Genomic DNA, 23,581 nt, shown 5'->3' on the forward strand with positions numbered 1-23,581 from the left:
CCCAGGAGGTGCCGGGCACCAGCCCGCAGGAGGTGCGGGGCGCCTCCTGCGGGAGAACTGCGGCTACGCCTCGTCGGCGTGCGGCGCCGGCTCGTTCGTCGCCGTCGCGCGGGTGGCCTTGGCCAGGTTCTCGACGAGCTCCGAGCGGGTCTGCGACACCACGTAGGCGGGCTGGTCGCGCTCGACGCGCCAGCTCTCGCTCAGCGGGCCCACGTTGACGGTGTCGAAGCCGACCTCGTCGTAGAGGCGCTGCACGAGCTCGGCGGCCTCCTCGAAGTCGCTCGACGTGGCGAGCGCACGACGGCCCTCGGTGCCGGCCGGCTTGCCGTCGGTGGTGATGTCCTTCGCCATGATGTGGTTGAAGCCCTTGGCGACCTTGCTCTCGGGCAGGTGGCGCTGCAGCATGCCCGACACCGTGTCGAGGCCGTTGTCGAGGGCGGCGATGTGGCCGTCGCGCTCGAAGTAGTAGTTGTTCGTGTCGATGACGACCTTGCCCGCGAGCGGCTCGACCGGCACCTCCTCGTAGTTCTTCAGCGGGACCGTGACGACCACGACCTCGCCTGCCTCGGCCGCCTCCTGCGACGTGGCGGCACGCGCCTTCTCGCCCAGGTCGGCGACGAGGTCGGCCAGGGTCTCGGGTCCGCGCGAGTTGCTGATCACGACGTCGTGGCCCTGGGTGATGAGCGCCCGGGCGACCTGGCTGCCGATGTTGCCTGCTCCGATGATTCCGTACGTAGTCATGTGACCAGCCAACGCCCGCCGGACGGTCGGGTGTTCCCGCTCCCAGGCAGCTCGGAGGAGGCGCCCAGTCGTCGCGAGGGGCGAACGGTGCAGTCACTGCAGGGACAGGGTGGGTGCATGACCGACTCGACCCGCGCCTCCTCGGACTCCAGGACCGACGCCTCCGACGCCCGCACGACCGCCGTCCTCTTCGACATCGACGGGACGCTCGTCGACTCCAACTACGCGCACGTCGACGCGTGGTCGAAGGCGTTCGCCGACATCGGGCACCCGGTCGACAGCTGGCGGATCCACGAGGCGATCGGCGAGGACTCGACGCTGCTGCTCTCGGGCCTGCTGGGCGACGAGGTCGCGGAGGCGCGGGGCGACGAGGCGGAGGAACGCCACTCCGCCCACTACCTGCCCCACGGCGACACCGACCTGCACGTCTTCGCGCGGGCGACCGAGCTGCTCGACGAGCTCACGCGACGGGGCCACCGGGTCGTGCTCGCGACCAGCGCCCCCGAGGAGGAGCTCGCCGTGCTGCGCGACCTGCTCGACGTCGAGGGTGCGCTCTGGGCGGTCACCTCCTCGGAGGACGCGGAGACCGCCAAGCCCGACCCGGGCATCGTGCAGGGTGCGCTCGAGAAGGCCGGGGTCGACGCCGCGCAGGCGGTGATGGTCGGCGACGCGGTCTGGGACGTGGAGGCGGCCGGTCGTGCCGGGGTCACCTGCGTCGGCGTCCGCTCGGGCGGGACGTCGGCGGCGTCGCTGACCGAGGCCGGCGCGGTCGAGGTGTGGGACGACGTGGCGGCGCTGCTCGCGGGGCTCGACGGGAGCGTCGTCGGCCAGCTGCGCTGAGCTGAGCTGAGCTGCGCCGCGCCGGGCGCGATCCGGGTCAGCGTCGACCGCGCCGGCCGACGAGGCGGGCCCACGCGCTGCGGCCCCGGATCGGGCACGGTGCGGCTGCCGCCCGCGGCTCCTGCCGGGGCACGAACGTCGACGACGAGCAGGCCGTGCAGGTGAGCACCCACGGGTGCACGCTCAGCCCGGAGCCGTAGTACGGGTTGTCGACGAGCCGCGCCGGGCCGTGGCAGTCGGGGCAGGTGGGGGTCGCCGTGGGGCGCGTCTCGTCGTGCATCGTCGGGGCCTTCCGTGGAGGATCCGCCCGGTCGTCCGTGCCCGAGCGTTGCTGCGTCGTCTCGGGTTCGGAGTGCCGCCTCCTCGTGACTGGCCCCGGCCTGGCCCCAGATCGGGGCTGCGGCCGCGGTGCTGCGGCCGCGGTCTTGCGGCCTCGTGCTGCGACCGCGGTGCTGCCCGGGACGAGGGTGTCCGCGTGGCCTGATCCGTCTCGTGACGGATCAGCCGCACGAGAGAGCCCCGCCCCTCGCCGCGTCGTGCGCGGACGGTGAGGAGCGGGGCTCGTCGGTGCTGCGGTGCTGCCTAGCTCTCGAGCGTCGCGTCGAGCGTGATCTCGACGCCGGTCAGCGCCTTGCTCACGGGGCAGGTCTCCTTGGCGTCCTTCGCGGCGGCCTGGAACTGGGCCTCGTCGATGCCGGAGACCTCGCCGCGGACGGTGAGGGCGATGCCGGTGAGCTTGAAGCCGCCGGCCGAGTCCGGGCCGAGCGAGACGTCGGCCTTGACGTCGAGCGCCTCGACGGTGCCGCCGGCCTGGCCGAGGACGGCGCTGAACTGCATGGCGTAGCAGGCGGAGTGGGCGGCCGCGAGGAGCTCCTCGGGGCTGGTCGAGCCGTTGGCGTCGTCAGCGGCGCGCTTCGGGAACGAGACGTCGTACGTGCCGAGCTTCGAGCTGGAGAGCTCGACCTGGCCCTCGCCGGTCTCGAGGCTGCCGTTCCATGCGGTGCGGGAGGTGCGAGTGGGCATCGTGTCCTTCTTTCGTGTGGGGATGGGGGAGTCGGTGGAGTCGTGGGGGCCGCGGGTCGCGGCGAGACGCAGCAGCAGGCCTAGGAGGCGGCGCGGACGCTGTCGCCCAGCTCGCCGACCTGGGCCGTGAGGGCCGCGATCGCCGCGGGGTCGAGGCCCGTCGCGGCGCAGATGCTCGCCGGGATGCCGGCCGCCGAGGCCCGGAGTGCCTCGCCGTCGGCGGTGAGCTCGACGCGCACGCTGCGCTCGTCGTCGGGCACTCGGGTGCGGGTGACGAGGCCCTGGCCCTCGAGGCGACGCAGCAGCGGGGAGAGCGTGCCCGAGTCGAGGTGGAGGCGCTCGCCGAGGCCCGAGACCCCGGTCGGCCCCTGCTCCCACAGCACCAGCATGACGAGGTACTGCGGGTAGGTGATGCCCAGCGGCTCGAGCAGTTCGCGATACCGGGTGGTCAGCGCCCGCGACGCGGCGTAGAGCGCGAAGCAGATCTGCTCGTCGAGCAGGGGGGTGGTCGGGGCGGCCGCGGTCATGTCGTCGACAGTAGCACGTTGCGCACAACTCAGTTGCACATAACTCATTCTCTGGCCCGGGCGCCTCCCGTGGCGGCCCGCGTGTGGGCTGCGCTCCAGACGAGTTGCCCCGGAGCGTCAGTTCGACGAGGGAGAAGCAGCATCCCGGGGCAACTCGATGCCCGCGAGGTGCGAACGAGATGCGTGCGCCTCGGCGAGGTCGAGCGCGACGGCGGCGCGGCCCAGCCCCTCGAGGCTGGCGGCCGTGGTGAACGGCAGGCTGAGGACCGAGAGCAGGGCGCCGGCGAAGCCGAATCCGGGGAACCCCTCCGTGATAGCGATGACCACCACGCCGACGATGCCGAGCGTGAACGCGGCCGCACCACCGAGGGTCATCGTGAGCGCGCCCACGAGGCCGAGCCGCTGCTTGCGGGCCGAGGCGAGGAGGCGCGGCGCCAGGGTCGCGGACAGCTCCGGCGCGCCCTCGCTCGAGTAGTCGCCCACGAGCCGGTCGTCCCGCCACGACACCGGTGCCAGCGACCGACGATCGCGCCGCAGCCAGACTCCGACGGCCACCAGGACGACGAAGGCGACGGACATCGAGGCGAAGGCGAGTGCGGCGACCGCACGGACCGCGCCCGGCCCGTCGAAGGCGTCGACGCCCGAGAGGGAACGGTCTATGCCCAGTGCGGCCGCGGAGCCGACGACGACGGCCGCCACGGCGAGCACGAGACGGCGACGCGGCGTGACGAGCTGCGCGGCCCCGGCCCGCCACTCGTGCCAGCCGCGGCGGCGGAGGTCGCGCCGGCTGGGGAACGGCACGGTCACGAGCGTTCGCCGCCGGGGACGGGAGCCGGACCCGCCGTGCCCGCAGATCCCGCTGGTCCCGCCGTCTCGGCCGCGCTCGGCGGCAGCAGGTGCGGCCGTGCCGCGGCGTAGCGCCGAGCACGCGAGGCCCGCGTCAGGAAGAAGGGCGCGAAGCCGAGCAGCATGGCGGCCATCACGACCATCAGGACGCGGGAGAAGATCCAGCCGTCCTCGCCGAGCGCCTGCGGCAGCTGGTTGCAGATCAGGCCGGCGAACAGCGTCGCGCTCTGGGCGTACTGCACCGGGAGCGACACCGCGCTCACGGAGGCCCACCGGGCGGCGGCCCGCTCGTCGTCGGGGCCCAGTTCGAGCGGGCGGCGGGACAGGACGGCCTTGCCGATCCTCCTGGCCCGGTCATGGTCGCGGCCGATCACCGCCCCCGCCTGCTTCATCAGCCGGAACGAGACGACGGTGCACGCGATCGAGGCGGCGAGGAACCCCAGCCCGGCGGCGACGAAGAGGAGGTCCGCGCCTGAGTCGTCGTCGTCGAGGGGGACGAACGAGAGGCCGACGGCGGCCGGGACGAACGTGAGGACGAACGCGAGCGTCACCGTGCGCACCCCGCGGCGCACCTCCCCGCGGCGCACCTCCCCGCGGGGGACCTGTCGCCACTCGACCGGCTCCGCGCCCTGCCGGACGTGCTCGCCGACCGCCGGGCCCGCGACGAGGGCGACCACCGTGAGCGCGGCGCCGAGGGCGACGAAGGAGGCGGGGAGCCAGGCGGGCGGGTCGCTCAGCCAGGCGGACAGCAGCACCAGGGCCGCTCCTCCCGCCTGGACGCCGAGCATCCACCCGAGCAGGCGCCGGGCGCGCTGCTGCTCCCGGTGGGTGGTGGGCACGTCCCACGCCGCGAGGACGGCGCCGAGGACGATCGGGGCGATCGTCAGGAGGGCCAGGCCGAGGGCCCCGAGCAGGAGAGCGGTCACGCCGCCGCCGTCCACGAGCAGGACGAGGAGGACCGTGCCCCCGATCTGTGCCGCCGCCACGACGACGACCGCTGCGGCGAACGCGAGGGCACCCACGAGGTCGCGACGGCCGGTGCGTCGCTGCTGCGTCGGCGTCGCCCCGCCGGTGGCGGTGGCGGTGGCGGCGGTGGCGGTGGGCACGGCGGGCGCTGGTGCGGCGGGCGGCGGGGACGCGGGGCGGTGGTCGTCGTCGGTCACGCTCCCAGTGTGGCCGCCCCGCTTTCGGGGGGCACGGCGATCGCCGGGTGGGAGCCTGCCCGGACGGGTGAACCGAGGGCGATCGGACGAGGCGCCTGCCCGGGGATGCGGCGGGGCCACGGGGGCGGCGCCCGCGTAGCCTCGACCACATGAGCAGCGACGCGACCGAGCACGACGGCACGACCGGCGACCACGACGACCCCACCGGCATGACCGCCGACGAGAAGCGGCACGACCAGCTGACGCGCGCGCCGAAGTCGGACGAGACCGACGCCGCCCCGCGCATCACCACCGAGGAGCGACCGGACGGCGTCACCCGCATCGACGTCGCCGACACCGCGAAGGTCCGTCCCGGCGGGGGAGAGGCGCACACGCGCGACTGACCCGCTGCGGACGAGCGGCTCTGATGTCGGGGGCGGCGCCTACGGTGACGACGTGACCGGGTCCTCTAGCGCCAACCGCGCCTCCTCCGTCTGCTGCGTCGACGGCTGCGGTCGTCCGGTCGAGCCCGGCGCCCCGGCCCCGCTCTGCGCCTGGCACCTCGACGCCGCCGCCGACTGGTCGGAGCGCGAGCACGGCCTCACCGACCTGCTGCCCTCGCCGTGCGTCGCGTGCGGGTCCCGGCTCGGCGTCCACTGGCCGTCGGGCTGGCTCTGCGCGGTCTGCGAGTGGCGGCACGGCGACTCGCCGGACGGCGAGCTCGCACCTCCGCGGGTCGACGTCGTCTACTACCTGCGCTTCGACGACCGGATCAAGATCGGCACCTCGTCCGACCCTCGCCGCCGGCTCGCCCGCATCTGGCACGACGACCTGCTCGCCTTCGAGCGCGGCGACCGGCTCGTCGAGCACCGCCGGCACGTGCAGTTCGCCGAGCACCGCCTCGCGCGCACCGAGTGGTTCACGGCCGCGCCCGAGCTGCTCGCGCACGCGGCGACGCTCCGGGCCGGCTCGGACGACCCGTGGAGCAGCTATGCGCGCTGGCGCAGCGAGGCCCTCGCCCTGCGGTCGTGATCGCCGGGCGATCGAGGTGACGCGTCGCAGGGGGTCGACCGACCGCCGACGCCCCCGACGCGTCACATCGATCGGGTGGGCCCGCTCGGGCGGGCTCGATCGGGTCGGCCCGCTCGGGTCAGCGCAGCCAGGCGTCGACGTAGAGGTCGCCGCGCACCTCGCGGAACACGTCGAGCAGCTGCGGCACCGTGCTGCGCGTCAGCCCCGAGACGACGAGGTCGTGCGGGCCGAGCGCCTCGAGACCGCCGGTCCGGACCCGGACGACCTCCCACCCTGCGGAGCGGAGCGCGCGGTCCTTGCGGCGGTCCGCCTCCTCGCGGTGGCCGACGTGCTCGAGCCCGTGCCTGCCCGTCGAGTCGTACTCGACCGCGACACGGAGCTCGGGCAGCAGCACGTCGGGCCACGCCTCGAGGTGCTCGAAGAACGGCCGCGCGAGGCGGACCGCGTTGACCCCCGCGGTGAACGTGATCGCGGCGGCGAGGTCGGCCCTCAGCTGCTCCTCGACCGCGGACGCAGGAGGCGGTGCGCACGCGCTCGAGAACGCCTCGCCGACGGGCAGGTCGGGGGTGCGGTCGCAGAGCTGGTCGCGCCTCCTCGGGACGCGGGCTGCGGGGGACGGCCGTGGCGACGACATCGGCCGTGGCGTCGGCGACGGCAGGCCCGGCCGGGACGCCCCGATGCGCTGGAGCAGTGCGGCCCGCTCACCGCCGTCGACGAAGGGACCCGGACGCGGGCCCCGACCCGGCGGCAAATCCGTGGTCGTGGCGACCGGGGCCGCCGTCTCGGGGGCGTCGCGCGGGCGCTTCGGCGCCGGGTCCATCGGCACGGCCGGCAGCCGCCGCGGCGACGCGAGATCGGCGCAGGTCGGGCACCACGACGACCGCCGTCGCTCACGCCCGGGCCGGTGGCGCTGCTCGTCGGGCGTCGCGACGAACTGGTGGCCCACGTCGCAGAGCCAGGTCAGCCAGACGTCGGCCGCGGGAGGCACCTGGCTCAGCAGCAGCCCCCGGTTGTGCTCGGGCCGGTACTGCCGCACGAGCACGGGGTAGCGCGCCCACGCGTCGCGGTAGGCGCCGGGCGCGTACGGCACCTCGGCGGCACGGGACCGCTGACGGCGGGCCCACCAGCTCTCGATCGGTTCGGGCACGCCGCGACGCTACGACCTGCCGCCGACATCGGCGCTCGGACTCGATCGACCACGAGGAGGCGCCCCCTCGACCCGGCGCCCGTCGCAGCGGATGATGGGGACATGACCGCCGCCTCCGTCGTCTCCGTCAGCCGCGACCCCGAGCACCGCTTCTCGAAGGAGGTGGTCGACGACATCGTCCTGATCGCCGGGCTCGGCGTCGAGGGCGACGCCCACGCCGGCACCACCGTGCAGCACCGCTCGCGGGTCGCCCGTGACCCCTCGCAGCCGAACCTGCGCCAGGTGCACCTGGTGCACGCCGAGCTGTTCGACGAAGTGGAGGGCTCCGGCTTCGAGGTCGCCCCGGGCGAGCTGGGCGAGAACGTCACGACGCGCGGGGTCGACCTGCTCGGGCTGCCCCGCGGCGCGGTGCTGCGGCTCGGACCCGACGCGGTCGTCGAGGTCACCGGGCTGCGGAACCCGTGCGTGCAGATCGACGGGCTCGAGGCCGGCCTGATGCGCGAGCTGGTGACCCGGGACGACGAGGGCCAGGTGGTGCGCAAGGCGGGAGTCATGGCCGTGGTGCTCGCCGGCGGCCGCGTCGCTCCCGGCGACAGTGTCGGCGTCGAGCTGCCCGAGGGAGAACACGAGGCGCTGCAGCCCGTCTGAGGTCGGAGGGCGAGTCATCCTCGGGGATGGACTCCGCACCTCCTCGTGTCGTCCGCCCCCGGCGAGGGCGCGACGGCGGCCATGCTGTCGGGGACGTCCCCGCCCGGTCGTGACCGCGGCCCGGCGAGGGGACGCCAGGAGGAGCTCCATGAGGACCAGGTCGCACACCAGCACCAGCGCCAGCACCACCACCGCCGCTCGCGGCAGGACGCGCACCCCCGGCACCACGGCGGCGCTCGCGACGGCCGCGCTCGTCGCCGTCGTCGTCAGCGGCTGCAGCACGTCCCCGTCGGGTGCCGCCGCGACCGCGAGCCCGTCGTCGGGCGCTGCCGCCACCCCGTCCGCGACGCCGACGGTCGACGTCTCCGCCGACGTGGCCGACGACCTCGCCGCGCTCGAGGCCGAGTTCGACGCCCGCGTCGGCGTCGGCGTCGTCGACACGGAGACCGGAGCGACGGCCTGGCACCGCGCCGACGAGTGCTTCGGCTACGCCTCGTCGATCAAGGCGCTCGCGGCGGCCCAGCTGCTGCACGACGTGCCCGCCGAGCAGCGCGAGGAGGTCGTCACCTGGACCGCCGCCGACGTCGAGGCCGCCGGCCACTCGCCGGTGACGAGCGAGCACGTCGCCGACGGGCTGACCCTCGCGCAGCTCGCCGAGGCAGCCGTGCGGAAGAGCGACAACACGGCCCTCAACATCGTGCTCGACCGCGTCGGGGGGCCGGCCGGCCTCGACCAGGGGCTCGAGGACATCGGCGACACGACCACCGAGGTCGTGAACCGGGAGCCCGACCTCAACACGATCGAGCCCGGCAGCACCGACGACACGAGCACTCCCGCGGCCTTCACCGCCGACCTCGGCGCGCTGCTCGACGGTCGCTGGCTCGCCGACTCCGACCGCGCGCTGCTGCTCGACTGGATGAGCGGCAACGCGACCGGCGACACCCTGATCCGTGCCGGAGCCCCGGACGGCTGGGTCGTGGCCGACAAGTCAGGAGGCGCGGGCGGCATCCGCAACGACGTCGCGGTCGTCACCCCTCCCGGCCGGGCACCGGTCGTCGTCACCGTGTTCACGACGCGGAACGACCCCGACGCCCGCTACGACGACGCCCTCGTCGCGCGCGCGGCCGCGATCGTGCTCGGGGCGCTGCCGACACCTTCCTGACCTGACCGGCCCTGACCGGCCCTGACCTGACCTGGCCGGCCCCGACCTGACCTGCACTGGCTCGGCCGGTCTGGCTGGCTCGGAGCCGGTCGGCACCAGCCCGAGGTCGAGTGGTCAGTTCCGGTCGCTCAGTCGCCCCTGGAGAACAGGAACTGACCACTCGGCGGCTGCCGGTCGCTCCCTGACCATCGGCTGCCGGTGCTCTCCGACCGTCAGAGGCTGTCCGGGTCGAGGAGGAGCGTCGTCTCGTCGAACAGGCGCTGCTGGTCGTCGATCACCTCGAGGCCCTGGTTCAGGTAGATCAGGGCCGCGACCGTGATGCCGAAGCGCGCGGCGACGCCGTCGGCGGTGTCGCCGGTGGAGACCTGGTAGCGCTTGGGCGCCCCCGCGGCGGTGGTCGCCGTCACGACGCCGTTGGCCCAGTTCCCGACGCCGCCGTCGACCGGGACGATGTTGGTCGTCTTCGGGGGCACCGACCACCTGACCGGAGCGACCGCGAGGACCTTGCCGCGGCTGATCTCGACGGGCACGTCGGGTGCTGCCTCGGCCGTGGACACGACGAGGGTGCCGAGGTACGACGGCTGTCCGATCGGCAGGGGCGCGGAGCCCGACGTCGGTGCCGAGGTGGGCCCGCCGAGCACGGCCACGCCGTCGCCGGGGGACGTCAGGCCGTCGAAGACCGCGGGCGCGATCTCGAAGTAGGAGAGCTGGACCGTGACCGGCAGGGTCGAGGTGTAGCCCGACCACTCGGTCGAGAAGGTGCCGTCGCCCACGGCGACGACCCGGTAGTGGAACGCGATGCTGCCCTTCGGCGACCGCACGTCGGCCTCGGCCACCACCGTGCCCGCCGCGACGGGAGTGACGTAGGGCGCCTCCTCGGCGGCCTCCGCGGGGGGAGGGGTCGCGGCACGCGGGGACGGCGAGGCGGACGCCGTCGGCGTCGCGCTCGGCGTGGGGCTGGTCGACGGGCGTGCGCTGGTCGTGATCGGGGAGGCCGGCTCCGACGTCGCGGCGGGGGCGCCGGACGCGAGCGGGCCGCCGCTCGAGAACGCGAGGACCGTGCCGAGCACCACGGCGACCACGGCCGCTCCGCCGACCACGGCCAGGATCGCGGCCGGGCGCATGCGTCGCCGCCCGGGCTCGTCGTCCTGGGAGTCGGAGTCGGAGTCGGTGTCGGCGCTCGCTGCGGCGGCGCCCGTCGCGCCCGCTGCCCCGGCTGCCCCGGCGGCACCTGCCGCACCGGAGCGCCCCGAGGAGGCGGCGGCCGACCCGGCCGTGCCCTCCGACGTCGTGGGGCGGTGCGTCCACGGCACGAGTCGCGGGCCCGCGCCCGTCGCGGGGGCCGGCTCGTCGTCGGGCGTGCGGGCCGTGGGCGCGGCGGGCTGCACCTCGGTCGGCTGAGTCGTCGCGCGCGTCGACGTGTCGGCCGCGCCGGGGCGCTCGTCGGTGACGGCACGCTCGTCCACAGCGGCCTGCTCGGCCGCCGCGTCGTCGCCGTGCGGATCGGGCCCGCGTTCTGTGTCATCGCGCTCGACGTCGTCGTCGTGCGGCCCTGGTGTGTGATCGTCCGTCATGTTCCCCCCCTGCGGCGATCCTAGGACAGGCTGCCGACACGGTCGAGCCGGGCCCGTTCGACGTCCCGACGCGCGCCGTCTCCCTCCCGGCTCCTCGTGGCGGTCGCTCGACGCAGGTCGGCAGGATCTCCCTCGCGCGCCTCCTCGGCCCCTGGCTACGGTCGGGTCATGCCGATCGTCCCCGACACGAAGAACTGGACCTGGGTGCTCGACGAGCCCTGCCCCGAGTGCGGCTACGACGCCGCCGAGGTCGAGCTGGGCGACGTGCCCGGCCTGGTGCGGGCGAACGCCGCCGCGTGGCCTGCCGAGCTCGGCCGCGCCGACGCCCGCGAGCGGCCGGACGACGCGACCTGGTCGCCACTCGAGTACGGCGCCCACGTGCGCGACGTGTTCCGGGTCTTCGACGGTCGCCTCCGGCGGATGCTCGACGAGGACGCCCCCGCCTTCGAGAACTGGGACCAGGACGCCACGGCGCTCGCCGACGGCTACGCCGGGCAGGACCCGGCCGTCGTCGCCGAGCAGCTGCTCGCCGCGGCCGAGGTCGTCGCCCGCCGCTTCGAGGAGGTGCCCGCCGACCAGGTGCACCGCACCGGCCTGCGCGGCGACGGAGCCGCCTTCACGGTGGAGACGCTCGGCCTCTACTTCGTGCACGACCCGGTGCACCACCTGCACGACGTGCGCCGCTGACGGCTCTCGCGGTCTCCGCCCGTCGCGACGCCGGCCGACGATCATCCACTTGCCTCGGATGGTGGCCCGGGCTCCGTCGGCGCCGATGATCGGGTCGCCGAGTCGGCCCGAGTCGCTCGAGTTGCCCTGAACGGTCGCTCGGGCTGACGGGGAACAGCCGTCTGGGGCATCTCGATCGCGGGGAAGTCCGGTCAGCGGACCCCGAGCGCCACGACGAGCGCGCCGAGGCCGGCCGCGAGGGCGAGCGCCGCGGTCGCCGCGGGCAGCGCGCCCCCGGTGGTGGGCACCCGGGCAGGCGAGCCCGTCGAGCCGGCGTCGACGCCGTCACCGGGATCGCTGTCCGAGTCGGCGTCGGCGCGGGTGCGTCCGGCGTCACGGGCGGCGAGCAGGAGGCGGTGCACCCGTCGGTCCCGCCGGTGCGCCGCGGTGAGCACCGCGAGCGACGCGACGACCCCGAGCCCGGCCAGCACGAACGCCGCAGGTCCGAGCAGGGGCGGCAGCACGCGCAGCCCGATCAGCGACCCGACGGTCAGCGCCAGGCCGGTGCGGCGCCAGGCGAGCGCGGTGCGCTCGGGCTGCAGGCCCGGGTCCCACGGGCCATCGGTCACGCCAGCACGACCCCGAGCAGCACGAGCACCCCGGCGACCGCGACCGCGATGCCGAGCGGCAGCGCCAGCGGCGCGGACGGCAGCGGCCGGTCGGCCCGCAGAGCACGCTCGGTGCGGGCCCAGCCGACCCAGGCCTGCACGGGCGCCGCGATCCCGGCGACGATCAGCACGAGCGACGCCGCGAGCCGCAGCCCGGGCTGCAGGCCGAGGCCCAGCGCCTCGAGGGCGACGCCGCCCGCCACGAGCGCGAGCGACGTGCGCACCCAGGCCAGGAACGTGCGCTCGTTGGCCAGGCTGAACCGGACGTCGGGCTCCTGCCCCGTGCCGTAGACACGACGGGGGAACCGGCGGTCGCCGCCCCCTGCGCTCACCGGCCGCCTCCTGCGCGCCGCCGGCGGATGCGGATCGGGCCCTTGGCGGTCGACGGGTCGACCACCGAGCCGCCCTGCGTGATGTCGACCTCGCCGGCCGCGACGAGCCGTCGGGCGGCCCGTCGGACGGGCTCCATGAGGTCGCGCCAGGCGGCTTCGTCGTCGGGGGCGATCGACCGGGCGACGTCGGACGGGCAGATCGTCGACGTCGCGGCACGGGCGGCGAGGAGCTCGCGGATCCGCTCCTCGAGCTGGCGGTCGAGCGCGGTCACCTTGCGGCGGCGGCACGCGTCGCTGCAGTAGGCGACCTCGTCCCAGTTCGCGGCCCACTTCTTGCGCCACTCGATGCGGCGGCCGCACGAGCGGCAGGTCTTCTCGTCGGGCGTGCTCACCCGTCCATGCTGCGCCTCGCGGCTGACGCGTGGCTGACGAACCGACGCGAGGACGGTGAACCGACGCGATCCTCCGCGCAGGTTCGTCGCTCCCTCGTCGCTCGAGCGTCGCGACCCGTCGGTCGACCTGCCCTCGACAGAGCGGTCTGCTCTCGCTAGCGTCGAGGGAGCGACGGCGCCGACCGGGCCGCCGCACGACCACGACCGCCACGGCCGTCCGCACCGAGGAGGCGCGCGCATCCGACTGCCCGACTCGCTGACCGTCCACGGCCCCGTCTCCGTCTCGCGGCCCTGGATCGCCTGGGCCCGGGCCGTCACCCGCCTCACCACCACGGGGCGGGCCAGCCGCTCGGAGTTCTGGTGGACGTGGCTGCTGCAGACCGCCGTCGCGGCGGTCCTGCTGCTGCTCGTGCCGCTGCTGCAGGGCCGGACTCGCGACCTCAGCCTGCCGACAGGTCCTTTCGGGCCGGGTCCGCTGGGGACCGTGCCGATCTTCTCGTGGACCGACACCTCCGGCGACCCAGCGGGCGGCGCCTCCGTCCTGATCTGGACGGTGTGGTCGCTGCTCACCCTCGCTCCGATGGTCACCCTCGCGATCCGGCGGCTGCACGACGCGGACTACTCGGCGTCGTGGGCGCTCGGCGCCGTGATCGTGCCGCTGCTGTCGTTCGTGGTGCTCGTGCTGCTGGCGCAGCGCTCGAAGCCGGCGGGCGTCCGCTTCGAGCGTGTGCCCGTCGACGGGCGGGTCGCCGATCCGTCCCTGGCGCCCTCGACGGGCAGCCAGTAGGATCGACCCTGGTCGCGCGTCACGTGCGGCCCCGGGCGTGCACGACAGCGCGCAGTCGGGATCACCATCCTCCCCGCCGAGCCGGCCCCGCAGCATCGCTGAGCGTCAGCACCGCTGAACCGCAGCAGAGCTGCCGGAGCCACGGCACCTCGGGTCGAGGGAACGGCGCCCGCCGACTGACCGAGACCCTCCCATGACACCTGCTGCCCAGGGTCGTCCCTCGACGACCTCCACCTCTGCTTCGTCCTCGACCCGCGCCTCCTCGACGGGTCGACCTGTCACCCCCGCGAAGTTCCCCCTCGCCGGGCTGCTCGCGCTCGCCGTCGCGACGTTCCTCAGCATCTCGGGCGAGATGCTGCCCACCGGCCTGCTGCCCGAGATGAGCGGCGAGCTCGGCGTCAGCGAGTCGAGCATCGGCCTGCTCGTCAGCGTGTTCGCATTCACCGTGGTGCTCACCAGCACCGGGCTCACGCACCTGACCCGCAAGCTGCCCCGCCACCTCATCGTGGTCGGCCTCATCACCGTGCTCGCGATCAGCGCTGCGCTCACGGCGATCGCGCCGACCTACGAGCTCGTCGTCGCGTCGCGGGTGCTCGGCGGACTGGCGCACGGCATGTTCTGGGCGATCGGCGGCGCGTACGCGGCGCACCTCGTCCCGCGGGAGCAGGTCGGGCGCGCGCTCGCCGTCGCGATGAGCGGCGGCACGCTGGCCTTCGTGCTCGGCGTGCCCCTCGGCACGGCGCTCGGCCAGGCCCTCGGCTGGCGTGCCGCCTTCGGCATCCTCGCCGGGGCGATGGCCCTCGGCGCGGTGCTCGTCTGGCGTCTGTTGCCGCCGGTCCCGTCGACGCACACGGCACGGCCCGCAGGCGACTCCGAGGAGGCGCTGGCCGCCTCGACCGCGACGGGCAGCGTCCCGACGCTCACCGGCTCGACGCCGACCGCGTCGCGGCACCTGCCGCCGCCGTCGGTCATGGGCATCGTCTTCAGCTGCCTGATCACGGCCGTGTTCATGGTCGGCCACTACTCGTTCTTCACCTACATCGCGCCGTACCTGCTGCGCTCGACGGGCATCGCGGAGTCGAGCCTCAGCGTCGCGCTCTTCGCGTTCGGCATCGCGGGCGGCGTCGGCCTGCTCATGGTCGGCTGGTTCCTCGGCAAGCGGCCGCGGGTCAGCATCCCCGTGGGGGTGGGCATCGTGGTGGTGTCCGTGCTGGCGCTGGTGCTGCTCGAGGGGCAGCCGGGCCCCTCCTTGGTCGCCTTCGTGATCTGGGGCGTGACGTTCGGGGCGCTGCCCCCGCTGTTCCAGACGAAGATGCTGCAGGTCAGCCCCGAGAAGCACCGCGACATCGCCAGCGCGTTCTACACGACGGCGTTCAACACCGGCATCGGCGGAGGCGCCCTGATCGGCGCCCTCGTGCTCGACGGGTCGGGGCTCGACACGCTGCCGCTGCTCTACGTCGGCATCGCGGCCGTAGTGCTCGTGGCCGTGGTCGTCACCGACCGCGTGCTGGTCGCTCGCGCGCGCCGCTAGCTCGCGCCCGCGGCGGCCGAATGCGAACACCGCCGAGTGAACGGGCCACCGCGTAGTTCGGCGGTGTTCCGTTCACTCGGCGGTGTCAGAGCGGTGCGGGTGCCTAGCGGCGGCGACCGGAGCCGGAACCGGCCTGACCGTTCCCGCCGCCCTTCCGGTTCTGGAACTTGCGGATGATGATGGGGATGAGCAGGGGTGCGAGCCTGCGGAGCAGCGAGGCCATGGGTGACTCCGTATCGTCGGTGGACGCTCGACGGTACCCGCTGGTCGCCGCGAGGGCGCACGAGCAGGTGCACGCACCTGCCGGCTTGCGCCCAGCGGCCAGGCCAGGCAGGGCGGCCAGCGCCACCGGAGCGGCGCGGCCGGGCCCGAGGAGGCGCGCCCCCGTCACCGGGACCGCCGTCGGAGCCCCTCGGTAAGGTGGCACGGCCCGCTGGCGCAGGGAGCCGGCGGCGAGTCCCCAGGGGGAGACACCCATGACACCGACCATCTCGACGACCCGCTCGCGCAGGGCCGTGGCGACTGCCGCCTCCGGGGCGCTGGCGCTGGCGCTCCTCCTCACCGGCTGCACGAGCGGCGGCGACTCCGACGACGAGGCGAGCCAGGGGGCGACGAGCGGGTCGGGCAGCGGCAGCTCGGCGTCGGCAGGCGACGGCGAGCCCGGCACGATGATCGCCTTCGGCTCGTGCGAGGCCGTGGGCGCGGCCCTGGGCTCCGCGGTCGAGGGCCTCGAGCTGCGGGACGAGAGCACGGCGACCGACGAGGGCTTCCAGTGCTCGTGGGCCTCGTCGACCGAGGAGACCACCGACGCGAGCGCCGTGCAGGCGGTCATCGCGGTCGCCCAGGTGCAGGAGTTCGACGCCGACACCATCGCCGAGCAGGCCGACACCGTGGCCGCGACCGAGGGCGTCACCGCCGTCGACGACAGCCGCGCCGCCGACCTCGACGGGCGCGCGTTCACCCAGACCGGCGAGAGCACGGGCATCCTCGTGAACGGCGGCACGGTCATCACGACGCACGGCCTGTTCAACGTCACGGCGACCGCGACCACCGAGACCTCGCTCGACGCCGACCAGGCCCTCGACGCGGCCTTCTCGCTGATCAACTGACAGCGGCATCGACAGCCGGCAGCGGCAGCCCGGAGCCGCACCACGCGGCCAGGCAGGTCAGCGCGCGAGCACGCCCGTCATGAACGCGGCGATCGCGCGCTGACCGGCGTCGTTCGGGTGCAGCCCGTCCGACGAGAGCAGGCTGCGCAGGTCGGTCGTGCCCGCGCTCGCGAGCGCGTCGCCGAGCGACACCGACACGACGCCGGTCTCGTCGACGACCTCGTCGAGCGCGGCGGCGTAGTCGGCGATCGGCGCCTTCCCGGTGTCGGCCAGGCCGGCCGCCACGGGGAACTCGTCGACGACGACCACGGTAGGAGGCGCGTCCAGCGCCTGCAGCCCCTCGACGACGTCCCGGTAGCCGTCCGCGAACTCCTCGGGGCTGCTGCCCCGCAGGTCGTTGGCCCCGAGCGTGATCGTGACGACGTCGGGCTCGGCCGCGGCCACCGCCTCGAGCCAGCCCGCGAGGTCGTCGGTGAAGGTGCCGGTCGTGGCGCCCGACCGCGCGGAGTCGTACAGGGTCACGCCGCGCTCCCGGTCGCCGTCGAAGGCGGCCAGGCCGTGCAGCACGACGGGCTCGTCGGAGCGCTCGTCGCTCGCCGCCGTCACCGTGACGGTGTGCGGCCCGGCGTCCAGTCCCTCGACGGGCGTCACCGACGACGACGCGGCCGAGTCGCCCGTGTCGACCCGGCCCTGCCGGGTGCCGTCGACGTCCCACGTGAACGAGCCGCCGCCTCCTGCCCACCAGAGGTCCACGTCGGTGCCCGTCACCGGCCAGCTCACCCGTGCGCCGGGCTCGAGCTCGAGGCTGCGGAAGCCCAGGGCAGGCGAGGTGCCGTCGAGGTCGACGCCGCCCTGCCGGTCGGTCGCCCAGTCGCCCCAGGGGGAGTCGGGCCCGTACGTCGCGAACACCGCCGGGCGGTAGCCGACACCGCCCGTGACGCCGTCGACGGGGTGGGCCGTCCGCAGCGCGTCGCGGGTCAGGTCGACCCAGCGGCTGTCGACCGACGAGGCGCCCTGCCCCTCGGTGATCGAGTCGCCGACCGCGAGCCACCGGGCGGGCGACCCGTCGACGTCGGCGAGGGCGGCGTCCCAGGCGGCCCAGGCGTCGTCGGAGCCGGTGCTCGGGCCGGTGCCCGCGTCGGGCGCGGCCGAGGCGCTGCCCGTCGCGCCCGACGTCGCGCCGTCGTCCGCCCCGCCGCCGCCGGTGCACCCGGTCAGCAGCAGGGCCGCGGCGAGCAGCCCCGCGACGGGCAGGGCTCGTCGCGTCGACGAGCGCCGCGAGCGGGTCGTCGAGCGCGAGCGGATGGTCGAGGAGGCGCGGGTCACGACTCCGTCACCCGGCCGCCCTCGACGCGCCACTGCCGGTCGAGCCGCACCGTCTGCAGCATCCGCCGGTCGTGCGTCACCAGCAGCAGCGTGCCCTCGTACGACTCGAGCGCCTGCTCGAGCTGCTCGATCGCGGCGAGGTCGAGGTGGTTCGTCGGCTCGTCGAGCACGAGCACGTTCACGCCGCGGGCCTGCAGCAGGGCGAGCCCGGCGCGGGTCCGCTCGCCGGGCGACAGATCGTCGACGGGGCGCGAGACGTGGTCGGCCTTCAGCCCGAACTTGGCGAGCAGCGTGCGCACCTCGGCCTGGGGCCAGTCGGGCACCAGCGCCTCGAAGGCGTCCGCCAGGGGCTCGTCGCCGGCGAGGAGCGCACGCGCCTGGTCGATCTCGCCGACGGCGATGCTGGCTCCGCGGCTGGCGCCTCCTTCGCTCGGGGCCTGGCGTCCCAGGAGCCCGCGCAGCAGCGTGGACTTGCCCGCCCCGTTGGGTCCGGTGATGCCGATGCGGTCGCCGCCGTCGACCTGCAGCGAGACGGGTCCGAGCACGAACTCGTCGCCCGGCTCGCCCTGGCGGAACACCGCGCCGCTGAGCGTCGCGACGACGGCGCTCGACCGCGGTGCCGAACCGATGGTGAACTCGAGCTGCCATTCTTTGCGGGGCTCGTCGACCTCCTCCATGCGCGCGATGCGGCTCTCCATCTGACGGACCTTCTGGCCCTGCTTCTCGCTCGACTCGGCGGACGCCTTGCGGCGGATCTTGTCGTTGTCGGGGGCCTTCTTCATCGCGTTGCGGACGCCCTGGCTCGACCACTCGCGCTGCGTGCGGGCACGGCCGACGAGGTCGGCCTTCTTGTCCGCGAACTCGTCGTAGGCCTCGCGGGCGTGACGGCGGGCGGTCTCGCGCTCCTCGAGGTAGGAGTCGTAGCCGCCGCCGAACACGCGGTTCGACGACTGGGCGAGGTCGAGCTCGAGCACCTTCGTGACGCAGCGCGCGAGGAACTCGCGGTCGTGGCTCACGAGCACGACGCCCCCGCGCTGGCCCTGCACGAAGCGCTCGAGCCGCTCGAGGCCGTCGAGGTCGAGGTCGTTGGTGGGCTCGTCGAGCAGCGCGACGTCGAAGCGGCTGAGCAGCAGGGCGGCGAGGCCGACCCGGGCCGCCTGGCCGCCGCTGAGCGAGGTCATCGGGCTGTCGGGGCCCACGGCGCCCTCGGCGGCGGCTTCAGCGCCGAGGCCCAGCTCGGCGAGGACCTGCGGGAGGCGGTCGTCCAGGTCGGCCGCACCGCTCGCGAGCCAGCGCTCGAGCGCCGTCGAGTACACGTCGGCCGGGTCGAGCCCGTCGGCGCGCGGGGCGGCGTCGACGTCGCCGAGGGCGGAGGCGGCCTCGTCCATCTCGGCGGCGGCCTGGGTGCAGCCGGTGCGGCGGCCGATGTAGCCGGCGACGGTCTCGCCGGGCACGCGCTCGTGCTCCTGCGGCAGCCAGCCGACGAACGCGTCACCCGGGCTCAGCACGACGGAGCCGCCCTGCGGCTCGTCCACCCCCGCGAGGAGGCGCAGCAGCGTCGACTTGCCGGCCCCGTTCACGCCCACCACGCCCACGACGTCGCCGGGCGCGACCGTGAGGTCGAGGTGGTCGAACAGGGTGCGGTGCCCGTGGCCGCCGGCCAGGTCCTTCGCCACGAGTGATGCGCTCATCGGACCATTCTCGCCCGGTGTCGGCCGTCAGGGCGCCACGGGTGCGTAGTCGTAGACGAGGGGAGACTTGCCGAGTGTGTCGTAGACGGCCCGTGCGGACCAGGATCCCTCGCCGACGGCGAAGAAGTAGTCGCTGCCCGAGACGAGTCCCCCGGCGACCTCGACGCTGTTCTCCTCGGTGACGCCCGCCTGCAACCTCAGGACGCCGCAGTCGTCGGTGCGGATCTCGACCTCGGTCCGCGAGCTCCCCGCTCCGAGACGGTTCGCCGAGGAGCGGACCCCGGCCTCCGCGGACGTCACCGTGCATCTCACGTCGATCCGGTGCGTCTCGTCATACCGGAGGAGAGCTGTGGGGGCGACGACGAACAGGCCGACGCCCACGACGAGCGGGCCCAGCACGATCGCCGCGACGAACAGGTCGTTCCTGCGGCGCGACGGAGATCTCATCTGCGCTCCCCGGTGTCGAGCATCCGCCCAGGGGCTCGCGTCGGACCCGATCGAGGGCTGGGCGACGTCACCTCCCGCCTCGACGGCCGTCCGTCCACTCGGCCCGTCACCGTGTCGCGCCCTCGCGGTCGCACGCGTCGTGGCCGTTCACCCGGACCCCTCACCGCGGCCGCACCGGACCCCACGGCAACTCCGGCGTCCGTTCGCCCGTCCGGCTGAAGTGCGCGGCGGCGGCGACCGACCGGCGTCGCAGCTCGCGCGCCCCTAGCAGCTGCGGGTACGGCTCGCCCTCGACGGGCACGGTCTCCGTGTCGAGGGCTTCGTGCCACGGCCCCTCTGCGACGTCGTCCGCCTGGAGCACGAAGTAGGGCGTCCCTCGGTCGCGCAGGAGGAACATGCCCGCCGGCCCCCGCCGCAGCTCGACCTGGTAGGCCTGCTGGTCGCGCAGCCTCCGGACGGCCTTCTCCAGCAACCGAGCTGACGGGTCGACTGCCTCCCACCGGAGGCGGTCCGTCTCGAGACGGAGGACGGTCCGGCCCGGCACGTCCTCCGGCCGGGTCGGCGGGTCGAGCTCGCGGACGGCACGGGCGTCCGCCCGGGCACGCAGCACGCGGCCGAGGCTGGCGCCGCAGAACACCCCGGCGGAGGTGGTGAGCACGTTCCACGCCTCGGGCAGGCCGGGGGCGACGGTCGGGACGACGAGGAGCACGCCGACCGTGACGGAGAGACGCACGGCGTCGGGGCGGTGCCGGCGGCTGCCGGTCACCGTGCCGGCGAACACGGCCACGACCGCCCAGAAGACGACGAGACCGGGCGTGACGCCGCCGAAGAGGGAGGCGGCGACGCCGACGGGCAGCGCGGCGACGGCGAGCACGAGGCGGTCGACCGACGGAGGCGCGAGCGCCGGCGACGGCGCGAGTCGGCGGAGGGCGTCGGCGGGCTGCTGCCGCTGCTGCGGACGGCGCTCCTGCTGACGGGGCCGCCCTCGCCCGTCGTGCTGCGGTGCTCCCGGCTGCGGCCGGTCCGGTGTGCTCCCCACGAGCTCCCCCTCGTCGTCGGCCGCTCTCGGCGGCGGCCTGCCTCCGATCCTGGCAGCGCTGGCCGTCCCGAGGCCGCGCGCCGCGCCTCCTCGGGATCGTCTCGTCCGCTGCCGAGCCGCGACCCAGCCGCGATCGAGCCCGGGCTGGCAGGGTGGGCCCATGGCTACCCTCACTCGTCCCCGCCGCGGCAAGGTCATCGCCGGAGTCTGTGCCGCACTCGCGAACCGCTTCGGCCTCAGCCCTTTCCTCGTGCGGCTGCTGTTCGTGCTGTCGCTGCTGCTGCCCGGCCCGCAGGTGCTGTTGTACCTCGTGCTCTGGGTGGTGTTCCCGAAGGAGGGGCGCTAGCACCCGGCAGGACCGGCCACGGTCCGCAGCGGGCCGGGTCCTCGCAGCACGCAGGGTCAGCCCAGCGTCTGGACCAGGCTCTCCTGCAGGTAGCCGAGCCAGTCGAACACGTCGTGCATGACGACCACGTGCGGGTCGTCGCTCGGCGCCGGCCCGTCGGCCGTCACGCCGAGACGGCTGCCGAGCACGAGCCGCAGGTCGGTCAGCGTCCGCAGCCACGACTGCTGCCCCGCGGCGTCGAGCCGCTCGGCCGTCGGCGCGGCGACGTCGTCGAGCACCCGTCGCGCGTTGGCGAGCTTGCGGGCGATGAGGTCGTCGGAGGTGAACCTGCGGAACTCGGCCGCCGCCTCCTCGTCGTCGGGGTAAGCGGAGGGGAGGAGGCGCGCCACGGCCGGGTCGCCCGGGTCGCCGCCCTCGAGCACGGTGACGAGCTGGGCGACGAGGTCCCCGAGCAGCCTCGCCTCGTGCTCGGGCAGGTCGAGCAGCAGCTCGTCGCCGCGACGGCGGAACGGCATCACTCGTCGGCCTTCGCGACGGTCGCCCAGAGGCCGAAGTCGTGCAGGGCCTCGACGTGCCGCTCCATCGCCTCGCGCGGGCCGGTGGCCACGACGGCGCGGCCGGTCGTGTGCACCTGCATCATGAGGCGCTCCGACTCGGCCGCCGCGTAGCCGAAGTAGCTGCGGAACACCCAGCTCACGTACGACATCAGGTTGACCGGGTCGTCCCAGACGAGCACGACCCAGGGCACGTCGGGCGCGACGAGGAGGCGCTCGCCGGTCTCGGTCCCGGTGCGCGTGTCGTCGAGGGTCTGCGTCACCGCACCAGCGTGCCACGGCTCGCCCGACAGAACGAACCGTCTGGTCTGCCGGCGTCAGGGCGACCGGCTGTCACGAGGGCCGACTGCCACGTCGATCGTGCGGATCGGCGCGTCTCGACCAGCGCCTCCGGGACGCCTCCGACGACGCCCCCGGTCTCGCATACGCCCAGCCCGCCGAGATATGATCGACCGGTCGCGACTGGCGTTCAGATGGTCACCATCGGGGAGCGACGCACACACGGTACGTGGCCGTACGCCTGGGCCACCTCACCACCTGAAGAACCGGCACCTCGTGCCGCCCTCGTCCCGTGACCGTGTAGAGAGAGACCCGCCATGACGATCCAGTCAGAGTCCACCGCCAGCGCCGCCGGCACCACTGCGGCCGGCACCAGCGCCGGCCAGAAGCTGCCCTCGACCTTCAACGCCCCCCTCAGCGAGGTCGACCCCGAGATCGCCGCCGTGCTCGAGCAGGAGCTCGGCCGCCAGCGCGACTACCTCGAGATGATCGCCTCCGAGAACTTCGTGCCGCGTGCCGTGCTCGAGTCGCAGGGCTCCGTGCTGACGAACAAGTACGCCGAGGGCTACCCGGGCCGCCGCTACTACGGCGGCTGCGAGTTCGTCGACGTCGCCGAGAACCTCGCCATCGAGCGTGCCAAGTCGCTCTTCGGCGCGGACTTCGCCAACGTGCAGCCGCACTCGGGCGCCCAGGCCAACGCCGCCGTGCTGGCGGCGCTCGCCGACATCGGCGACACGATCCTCGGCCTCGAGCTGTCGCACGGCGGCCACCTGACCCACGGCATGAAGCTCAACTTCAGCGGCAAGATGTACAAGGCCGTCGCGTACGAGGTCGACCCCGAGACGTACCTGATCGACATGGACGTCGTGCGTCGCCAGGCGATCGAGCACCAGCCCAAGGTGATCATCGCCGGCTGGTCGGCCTACCCCCGCCAGCTCGACTTCGAGGCGTTCCGCGCCATCGCCGACGAGGTCGGCGCGTACCTGTGGGTCGACATGGCGCACTTCGCCGGGCTCGTCGCCGCCGGCCTGCACCCCTCGCCCGTGCCGCACGCCCACGTCGTCTCGTCGACCGTGCACAAGACCCTCGCCGGTCCCCGGTCGGGCGTGATCCTGTCGAACCACGAGCCGCTCTTCAAGAAGCTCAACTCGGCGGTGTTCCCCGGTCAGCAGGGCGGCCCGCTGATGCACGTCATCGCCGCCAAGGCGACCGCGTTCAAGCTCGCGGCCGAGCCCGAGTTCAAGGACCGCCAGGAGCGCACCATCCGCGGCGCCCAGGCCCTCGCCGCGCGCCTGATGCAGGCCGACGCGAAGGCGGCCGGCGTCGACGTGCTCACCGGCGGCACCGACGTGCACCTCGTGCTCGTCGACCTGCGCGCCAGCGAGGTCGACGGCAAGCAGGCGGAGAACCTCCTGCACGAGGTCGGCATCACCGTCAACCGCAACTCGGTCCCGTGGGATCCTCGCCCGCCGATGGTCACCTCCGGCGTCCGGATCGGCACGTCCGCACTCGCGACCCGCGGCTTCGACGACGCCGAGTTCGCCGAGGTCGCCGACATCATCGCCGCGACGCTGATGCCCGAGCCCGACATCGCCGCGCTGGCCGCGCGGGTGAAGGCGCTGACCGACGCGTTCCCGCTCTACGCGTGAGTGCGGGCGTGGGCCCGGTCGACGCGACCGGCGCCTCCTCGTCCCCTGAGCCGGCCGGTGCAGCCGACCGTGCGACTGCTGCT

General features: G+C 74.6%; 28 protein-coding genes and 1 riboswitch. Of the genes, 11 read left to right on the forward strand and 17 right to left on the reverse strand.

What is annotated here, in order from left to right; translation table 11 throughout:
* Positions 1-63: 63 nt before the first annotated feature.
* On the reverse strand, positions 64-741 hold the full coding sequence (locus IFT77_RS06865; protein ID WP_123547798.1) for an NADPH-dependent F420 reductase: 678 nt from the start codon (positions 739-741) through the stop codon (positions 64-66).
* 117 nt (positions 742-858) lie between these two features.
* On the opposite strand from IFT77_RS06865, the gene IFT77_RS06870 reads away from it, so the two are divergent.
* On the forward strand, positions 859-1,581 hold the full coding sequence (locus IFT77_RS06870; RefSeq protein ID WP_192169590.1) for an HAD family hydrolase: 723 nt from the start codon (positions 859-861) through the stop codon (positions 1,579-1,581).
* A gap of 37 nt (positions 1,582-1,618) precedes the next feature.
* Here IFT77_RS06870 and IFT77_RS06875 read toward each other — a convergent pair whose 3' ends face one another.
* From IFT77_RS06875 to IFT77_RS06895, 5 genes are all read right to left on the reverse strand, one after another.
* Complete coding sequence (locus IFT77_RS06875; protein WP_192040815.1) at positions 1,619-1,861, reverse strand: hypothetical protein; 243 nt, start codon at positions 1,859-1,861, stop codon at positions 1,619-1,621.
* A gap of 302 nt (positions 1,862-2,163) precedes the next feature.
* The gene (locus IFT77_RS06880) at positions 2,164-2,604 is read right to left on the reverse strand and encodes an OsmC family peroxiredoxin (protein ID WP_192040816.1); all 441 of its coding nucleotides are present in this window, start codon (positions 2,602-2,604) and stop codon (positions 2,164-2,166) included.
* Positions 2,605-2,684: 80 nt separating this feature from the next.
* Positions 2,685-3,131, reverse strand: coding sequence for a MarR family winged helix-turn-helix transcriptional regulator (locus IFT77_RS06885; RefSeq protein WP_133738305.1), 447 nt, complete (start codon positions 3,129-3,131; stop codon positions 2,685-2,687).
* A gap of 117 nt (positions 3,132-3,248) precedes the next feature.
* The gene (locus IFT77_RS06890) at positions 3,249-3,932 is read right to left on the reverse strand and encodes a hypothetical protein (protein ID WP_192169591.1); all 684 of its coding nucleotides are present in this window, start codon (positions 3,930-3,932) and stop codon (positions 3,249-3,251) included.
* Positions 3,933-3,934: 2 nt separating this feature from the next.
* Entirely contained in the window at positions 3,935-5,140 is a 1,206-nt protein-coding gene (locus tag IFT77_RS06895; RefSeq protein WP_192169592.1) for a hypothetical protein, read from the reverse strand.
* A gap of 149 nt (positions 5,141-5,289) precedes the next feature.
* Between IFT77_RS06895 and IFT77_RS06900 the strand changes: the two genes are divergently transcribed.
* Together IFT77_RS06900 and IFT77_RS06905 are read left to right on the forward strand one after the other, a co-directional pair.
* Entirely contained in the window at positions 5,290-5,523 is a 234-nt protein-coding gene (locus tag IFT77_RS06900; protein ID WP_192041470.1) for a hypothetical protein, read from the forward strand.
* A gap of 52 nt (positions 5,524-5,575) precedes the next feature.
* A complete protein-coding gene (locus IFT77_RS06905) occupies positions 5,576-6,151 on the forward strand; it encodes a GIY-YIG nuclease family protein (protein ID WP_192169593.1) in 576 nt (191 codons plus the stop codon).
* A gap of 118 nt (positions 6,152-6,269) precedes the next feature.
* Here the strand turns inward: IFT77_RS06905 and IFT77_RS06910 are convergent, their stop codons facing one another.
* Positions 6,270-7,298, reverse strand: coding sequence for a hypothetical protein (locus IFT77_RS06910; protein WP_192040821.1), 1,029 nt, complete (start codon positions 7,296-7,298; stop codon positions 6,270-6,272).
* A gap of 102 nt (positions 7,299-7,400) precedes the next feature.
* On the opposite strand from IFT77_RS06910, the gene IFT77_RS06915 reads away from it, so the two are divergent.
* Together IFT77_RS06915 and bla are read left to right on the forward strand one after the other, a co-directional pair.
* Complete coding sequence (locus IFT77_RS06915) at positions 7,401-7,946, forward strand: MOSC domain-containing protein (protein ID WP_192169594.1); 546 nt, start codon at positions 7,401-7,403, stop codon at positions 7,944-7,946.
* A gap of 148 nt (positions 7,947-8,094) precedes the next feature.
* Positions 8,095-9,108: a class A beta-lactamase gene (bla, locus tag IFT77_RS06920; protein WP_192169595.1), complete on the forward strand. Its 1,014-nt coding sequence runs from the start codon at positions 8,095-8,097 to the stop codon at positions 9,106-9,108.
* Positions 9,109-9,320: 212 nt separating this feature from the next.
* Here bla and IFT77_RS06925 read toward each other — a convergent pair whose 3' ends face one another.
* Entirely contained in the window at positions 9,321-10,682 is a 1,362-nt protein-coding gene (locus tag IFT77_RS06925; protein WP_192169596.1) for a LysM domain-containing protein, read from the reverse strand.
* A gap of 168 nt (positions 10,683-10,850) precedes the next feature.
* Between IFT77_RS06925 and IFT77_RS06930 the strand changes: the two genes are divergently transcribed.
* Positions 10,851-11,369, forward strand: a complete 519-nt coding sequence (locus IFT77_RS06930) for a DinB family protein (RefSeq protein WP_192169597.1) — start codon at positions 10,851-10,853, stop codon at positions 11,367-11,369.
* Positions 11,370-11,560: 191 nt separating this feature from the next.
* Here the strand turns inward: IFT77_RS06930 and IFT77_RS06935 are convergent, their stop codons facing one another.
* From IFT77_RS06935 to IFT77_RS17425, 3 genes are read right to left on the reverse strand one after another with little or no spacing between them, the layout of a single operon-like run.
* Positions 11,561-11,977: a DUF202 domain-containing protein gene (locus IFT77_RS06935; protein WP_192169598.1), complete on the reverse strand. Its 417-nt coding sequence runs from the start codon at positions 11,975-11,977 to the stop codon at positions 11,561-11,563.
* Positions 11,974-12,348, reverse strand: a complete 375-nt coding sequence (locus tag IFT77_RS06940; RefSeq protein WP_192040827.1) for a DUF202 domain-containing protein — start codon at positions 12,346-12,348, stop codon at positions 11,974-11,976. Before IFT77_RS06940 ends, IFT77_RS06935 begins: the two co-directional genes overlap by 4 nt.
* Positions 12,345-12,740 (reverse strand): DUF3253 domain-containing protein, encoded by a 396-nt coding sequence (locus IFT77_RS17425; protein ID WP_192040828.1) that lies wholly within the window; start codon positions 12,738-12,740, stop codon positions 12,345-12,347. Before IFT77_RS17425 ends, IFT77_RS06940 begins: the two co-directional genes overlap by 4 nt.
* Before the next feature lie 55 nt (positions 12,741-12,795).
* Between IFT77_RS17425 and IFT77_RS16820 the strand changes: the two genes are divergently transcribed.
* The 3 genes from IFT77_RS16820 to IFT77_RS06955 all read left to right on the forward strand — a co-directional run bounded on the left by IFT77_RS16820 (position 12,796) and on the right by IFT77_RS06955 (position 16,167).
* Positions 12,796-13,527, forward strand: coding sequence for a DUF805 domain-containing protein (locus IFT77_RS16820; RefSeq protein ID WP_371740969.1), 732 nt, complete (start codon positions 12,796-12,798; stop codon positions 13,525-13,527).
* A 193-nt stretch (positions 13,528-13,720) separates the two neighbouring features.
* Positions 13,721-15,058 (forward strand): MFS transporter, encoded by a 1,338-nt coding sequence (locus IFT77_RS06950; protein ID WP_192169600.1) that lies wholly within the window; start codon positions 13,721-13,723, stop codon positions 15,056-15,058.
* A gap of 476 nt (positions 15,059-15,534) precedes the next feature.
* The gene (locus IFT77_RS06955) at positions 15,535-16,167 is read left to right on the forward strand and encodes a hypothetical protein (protein WP_192040830.1); all 633 of its coding nucleotides are present in this window, start codon (positions 15,535-15,537) and stop codon (positions 16,165-16,167) included.
* 57 nt (positions 16,168-16,224) lie between these two features.
* On the opposite strand, the gene IFT77_RS06960 is transcribed toward IFT77_RS06955, so the two are convergent.
* The 4 genes from IFT77_RS06960 to IFT77_RS06975 all read right to left on the reverse strand — a co-directional run bounded on the left by IFT77_RS06960 (position 16,225) and on the right by IFT77_RS06975 (position 20,670).
* On the reverse strand, positions 16,225-17,493 hold the full coding sequence (locus IFT77_RS06960; RefSeq protein ID WP_192169601.1) for an SGNH/GDSL hydrolase family protein: 1,269 nt from the start codon (positions 17,491-17,493) through the stop codon (positions 16,225-16,227).
* A complete protein-coding gene (locus tag IFT77_RS06965) occupies positions 17,490-19,184 on the reverse strand; it encodes an ABC-F family ATP-binding cassette domain-containing protein (RefSeq protein WP_192040832.1) in 1,695 nt (564 codons plus the stop codon). Before IFT77_RS06965 ends, IFT77_RS06960 begins: the two co-directional genes overlap by 4 nt.
* A gap of 27 nt (positions 19,185-19,211) precedes the next feature.
* Positions 19,212-19,631: a hypothetical protein gene (locus tag IFT77_RS06970; RefSeq protein ID WP_192040833.1), complete on the reverse strand. Its 420-nt coding sequence runs from the start codon at positions 19,629-19,631 to the stop codon at positions 19,212-19,214.
* Positions 19,632-19,791: 160 nt separating this feature from the next.
* Positions 19,792-20,670, reverse strand: a complete 879-nt coding sequence (locus tag IFT77_RS06975; RefSeq protein WP_192040834.1) for a hypothetical protein — start codon at positions 20,668-20,670, stop codon at positions 19,792-19,794.
* Between the two features lie 160 nt (positions 20,671-20,830).
* Between IFT77_RS06975 and IFT77_RS06980 the strand changes: the two genes are divergently transcribed.
* Positions 20,831-21,016, forward strand: a complete 186-nt coding sequence (locus IFT77_RS06980; protein ID WP_123547822.1) for a PspC domain-containing protein — start codon at positions 20,831-20,833, stop codon at positions 21,014-21,016.
* Between the two features lie 56 nt (positions 21,017-21,072).
* Here IFT77_RS06980 and IFT77_RS06985 read toward each other — a convergent pair whose 3' ends face one another.
* Together IFT77_RS06985 and clpS are read right to left on the reverse strand one after the other, a co-directional pair.
* Positions 21,073-21,531, reverse strand: coding sequence for a DUF2017 domain-containing protein (locus IFT77_RS06985; protein WP_192169913.1), 459 nt, complete (start codon positions 21,529-21,531; stop codon positions 21,073-21,075).
* A complete protein-coding gene (gene clpS, locus IFT77_RS06990; RefSeq protein ID WP_123547824.1) occupies positions 21,531-21,833 on the reverse strand; it encodes an ATP-dependent Clp protease adapter ClpS in 303 nt (100 codons plus the stop codon). Before clpS ends, IFT77_RS06985 begins: the two co-directional genes overlap by 1 nt.
* A 185-nt stretch (positions 21,834-22,018) precedes the next feature.
* Positions 22,019-22,103: riboswitch (ZMP/ZTP riboswitch) on the forward strand.
* 63 nt (positions 22,104-22,166) lie between these two features.
* Between clpS and glyA the strand changes: the two genes are divergently transcribed.
* A complete protein-coding gene (gene glyA, locus IFT77_RS06995; RefSeq protein WP_192040835.1) occupies positions 22,167-23,498 on the forward strand; it encodes a serine hydroxymethyltransferase in 1,332 nt (443 codons plus the stop codon).
* The last annotated feature ends 83 nt before the right edge of the window (positions 23,499-23,581 follow it).

Origin of the sequence: Frigoribacterium sp. CFBP 13729 (genome assembly GCF_014841875.1) — a bacterium.
In the GTDB taxonomy this organism is placed as follows: Bacteria; Actinomycetota; Actinomycetes; order Actinomycetales; family Microbacteriaceae; genus Frigoribacterium.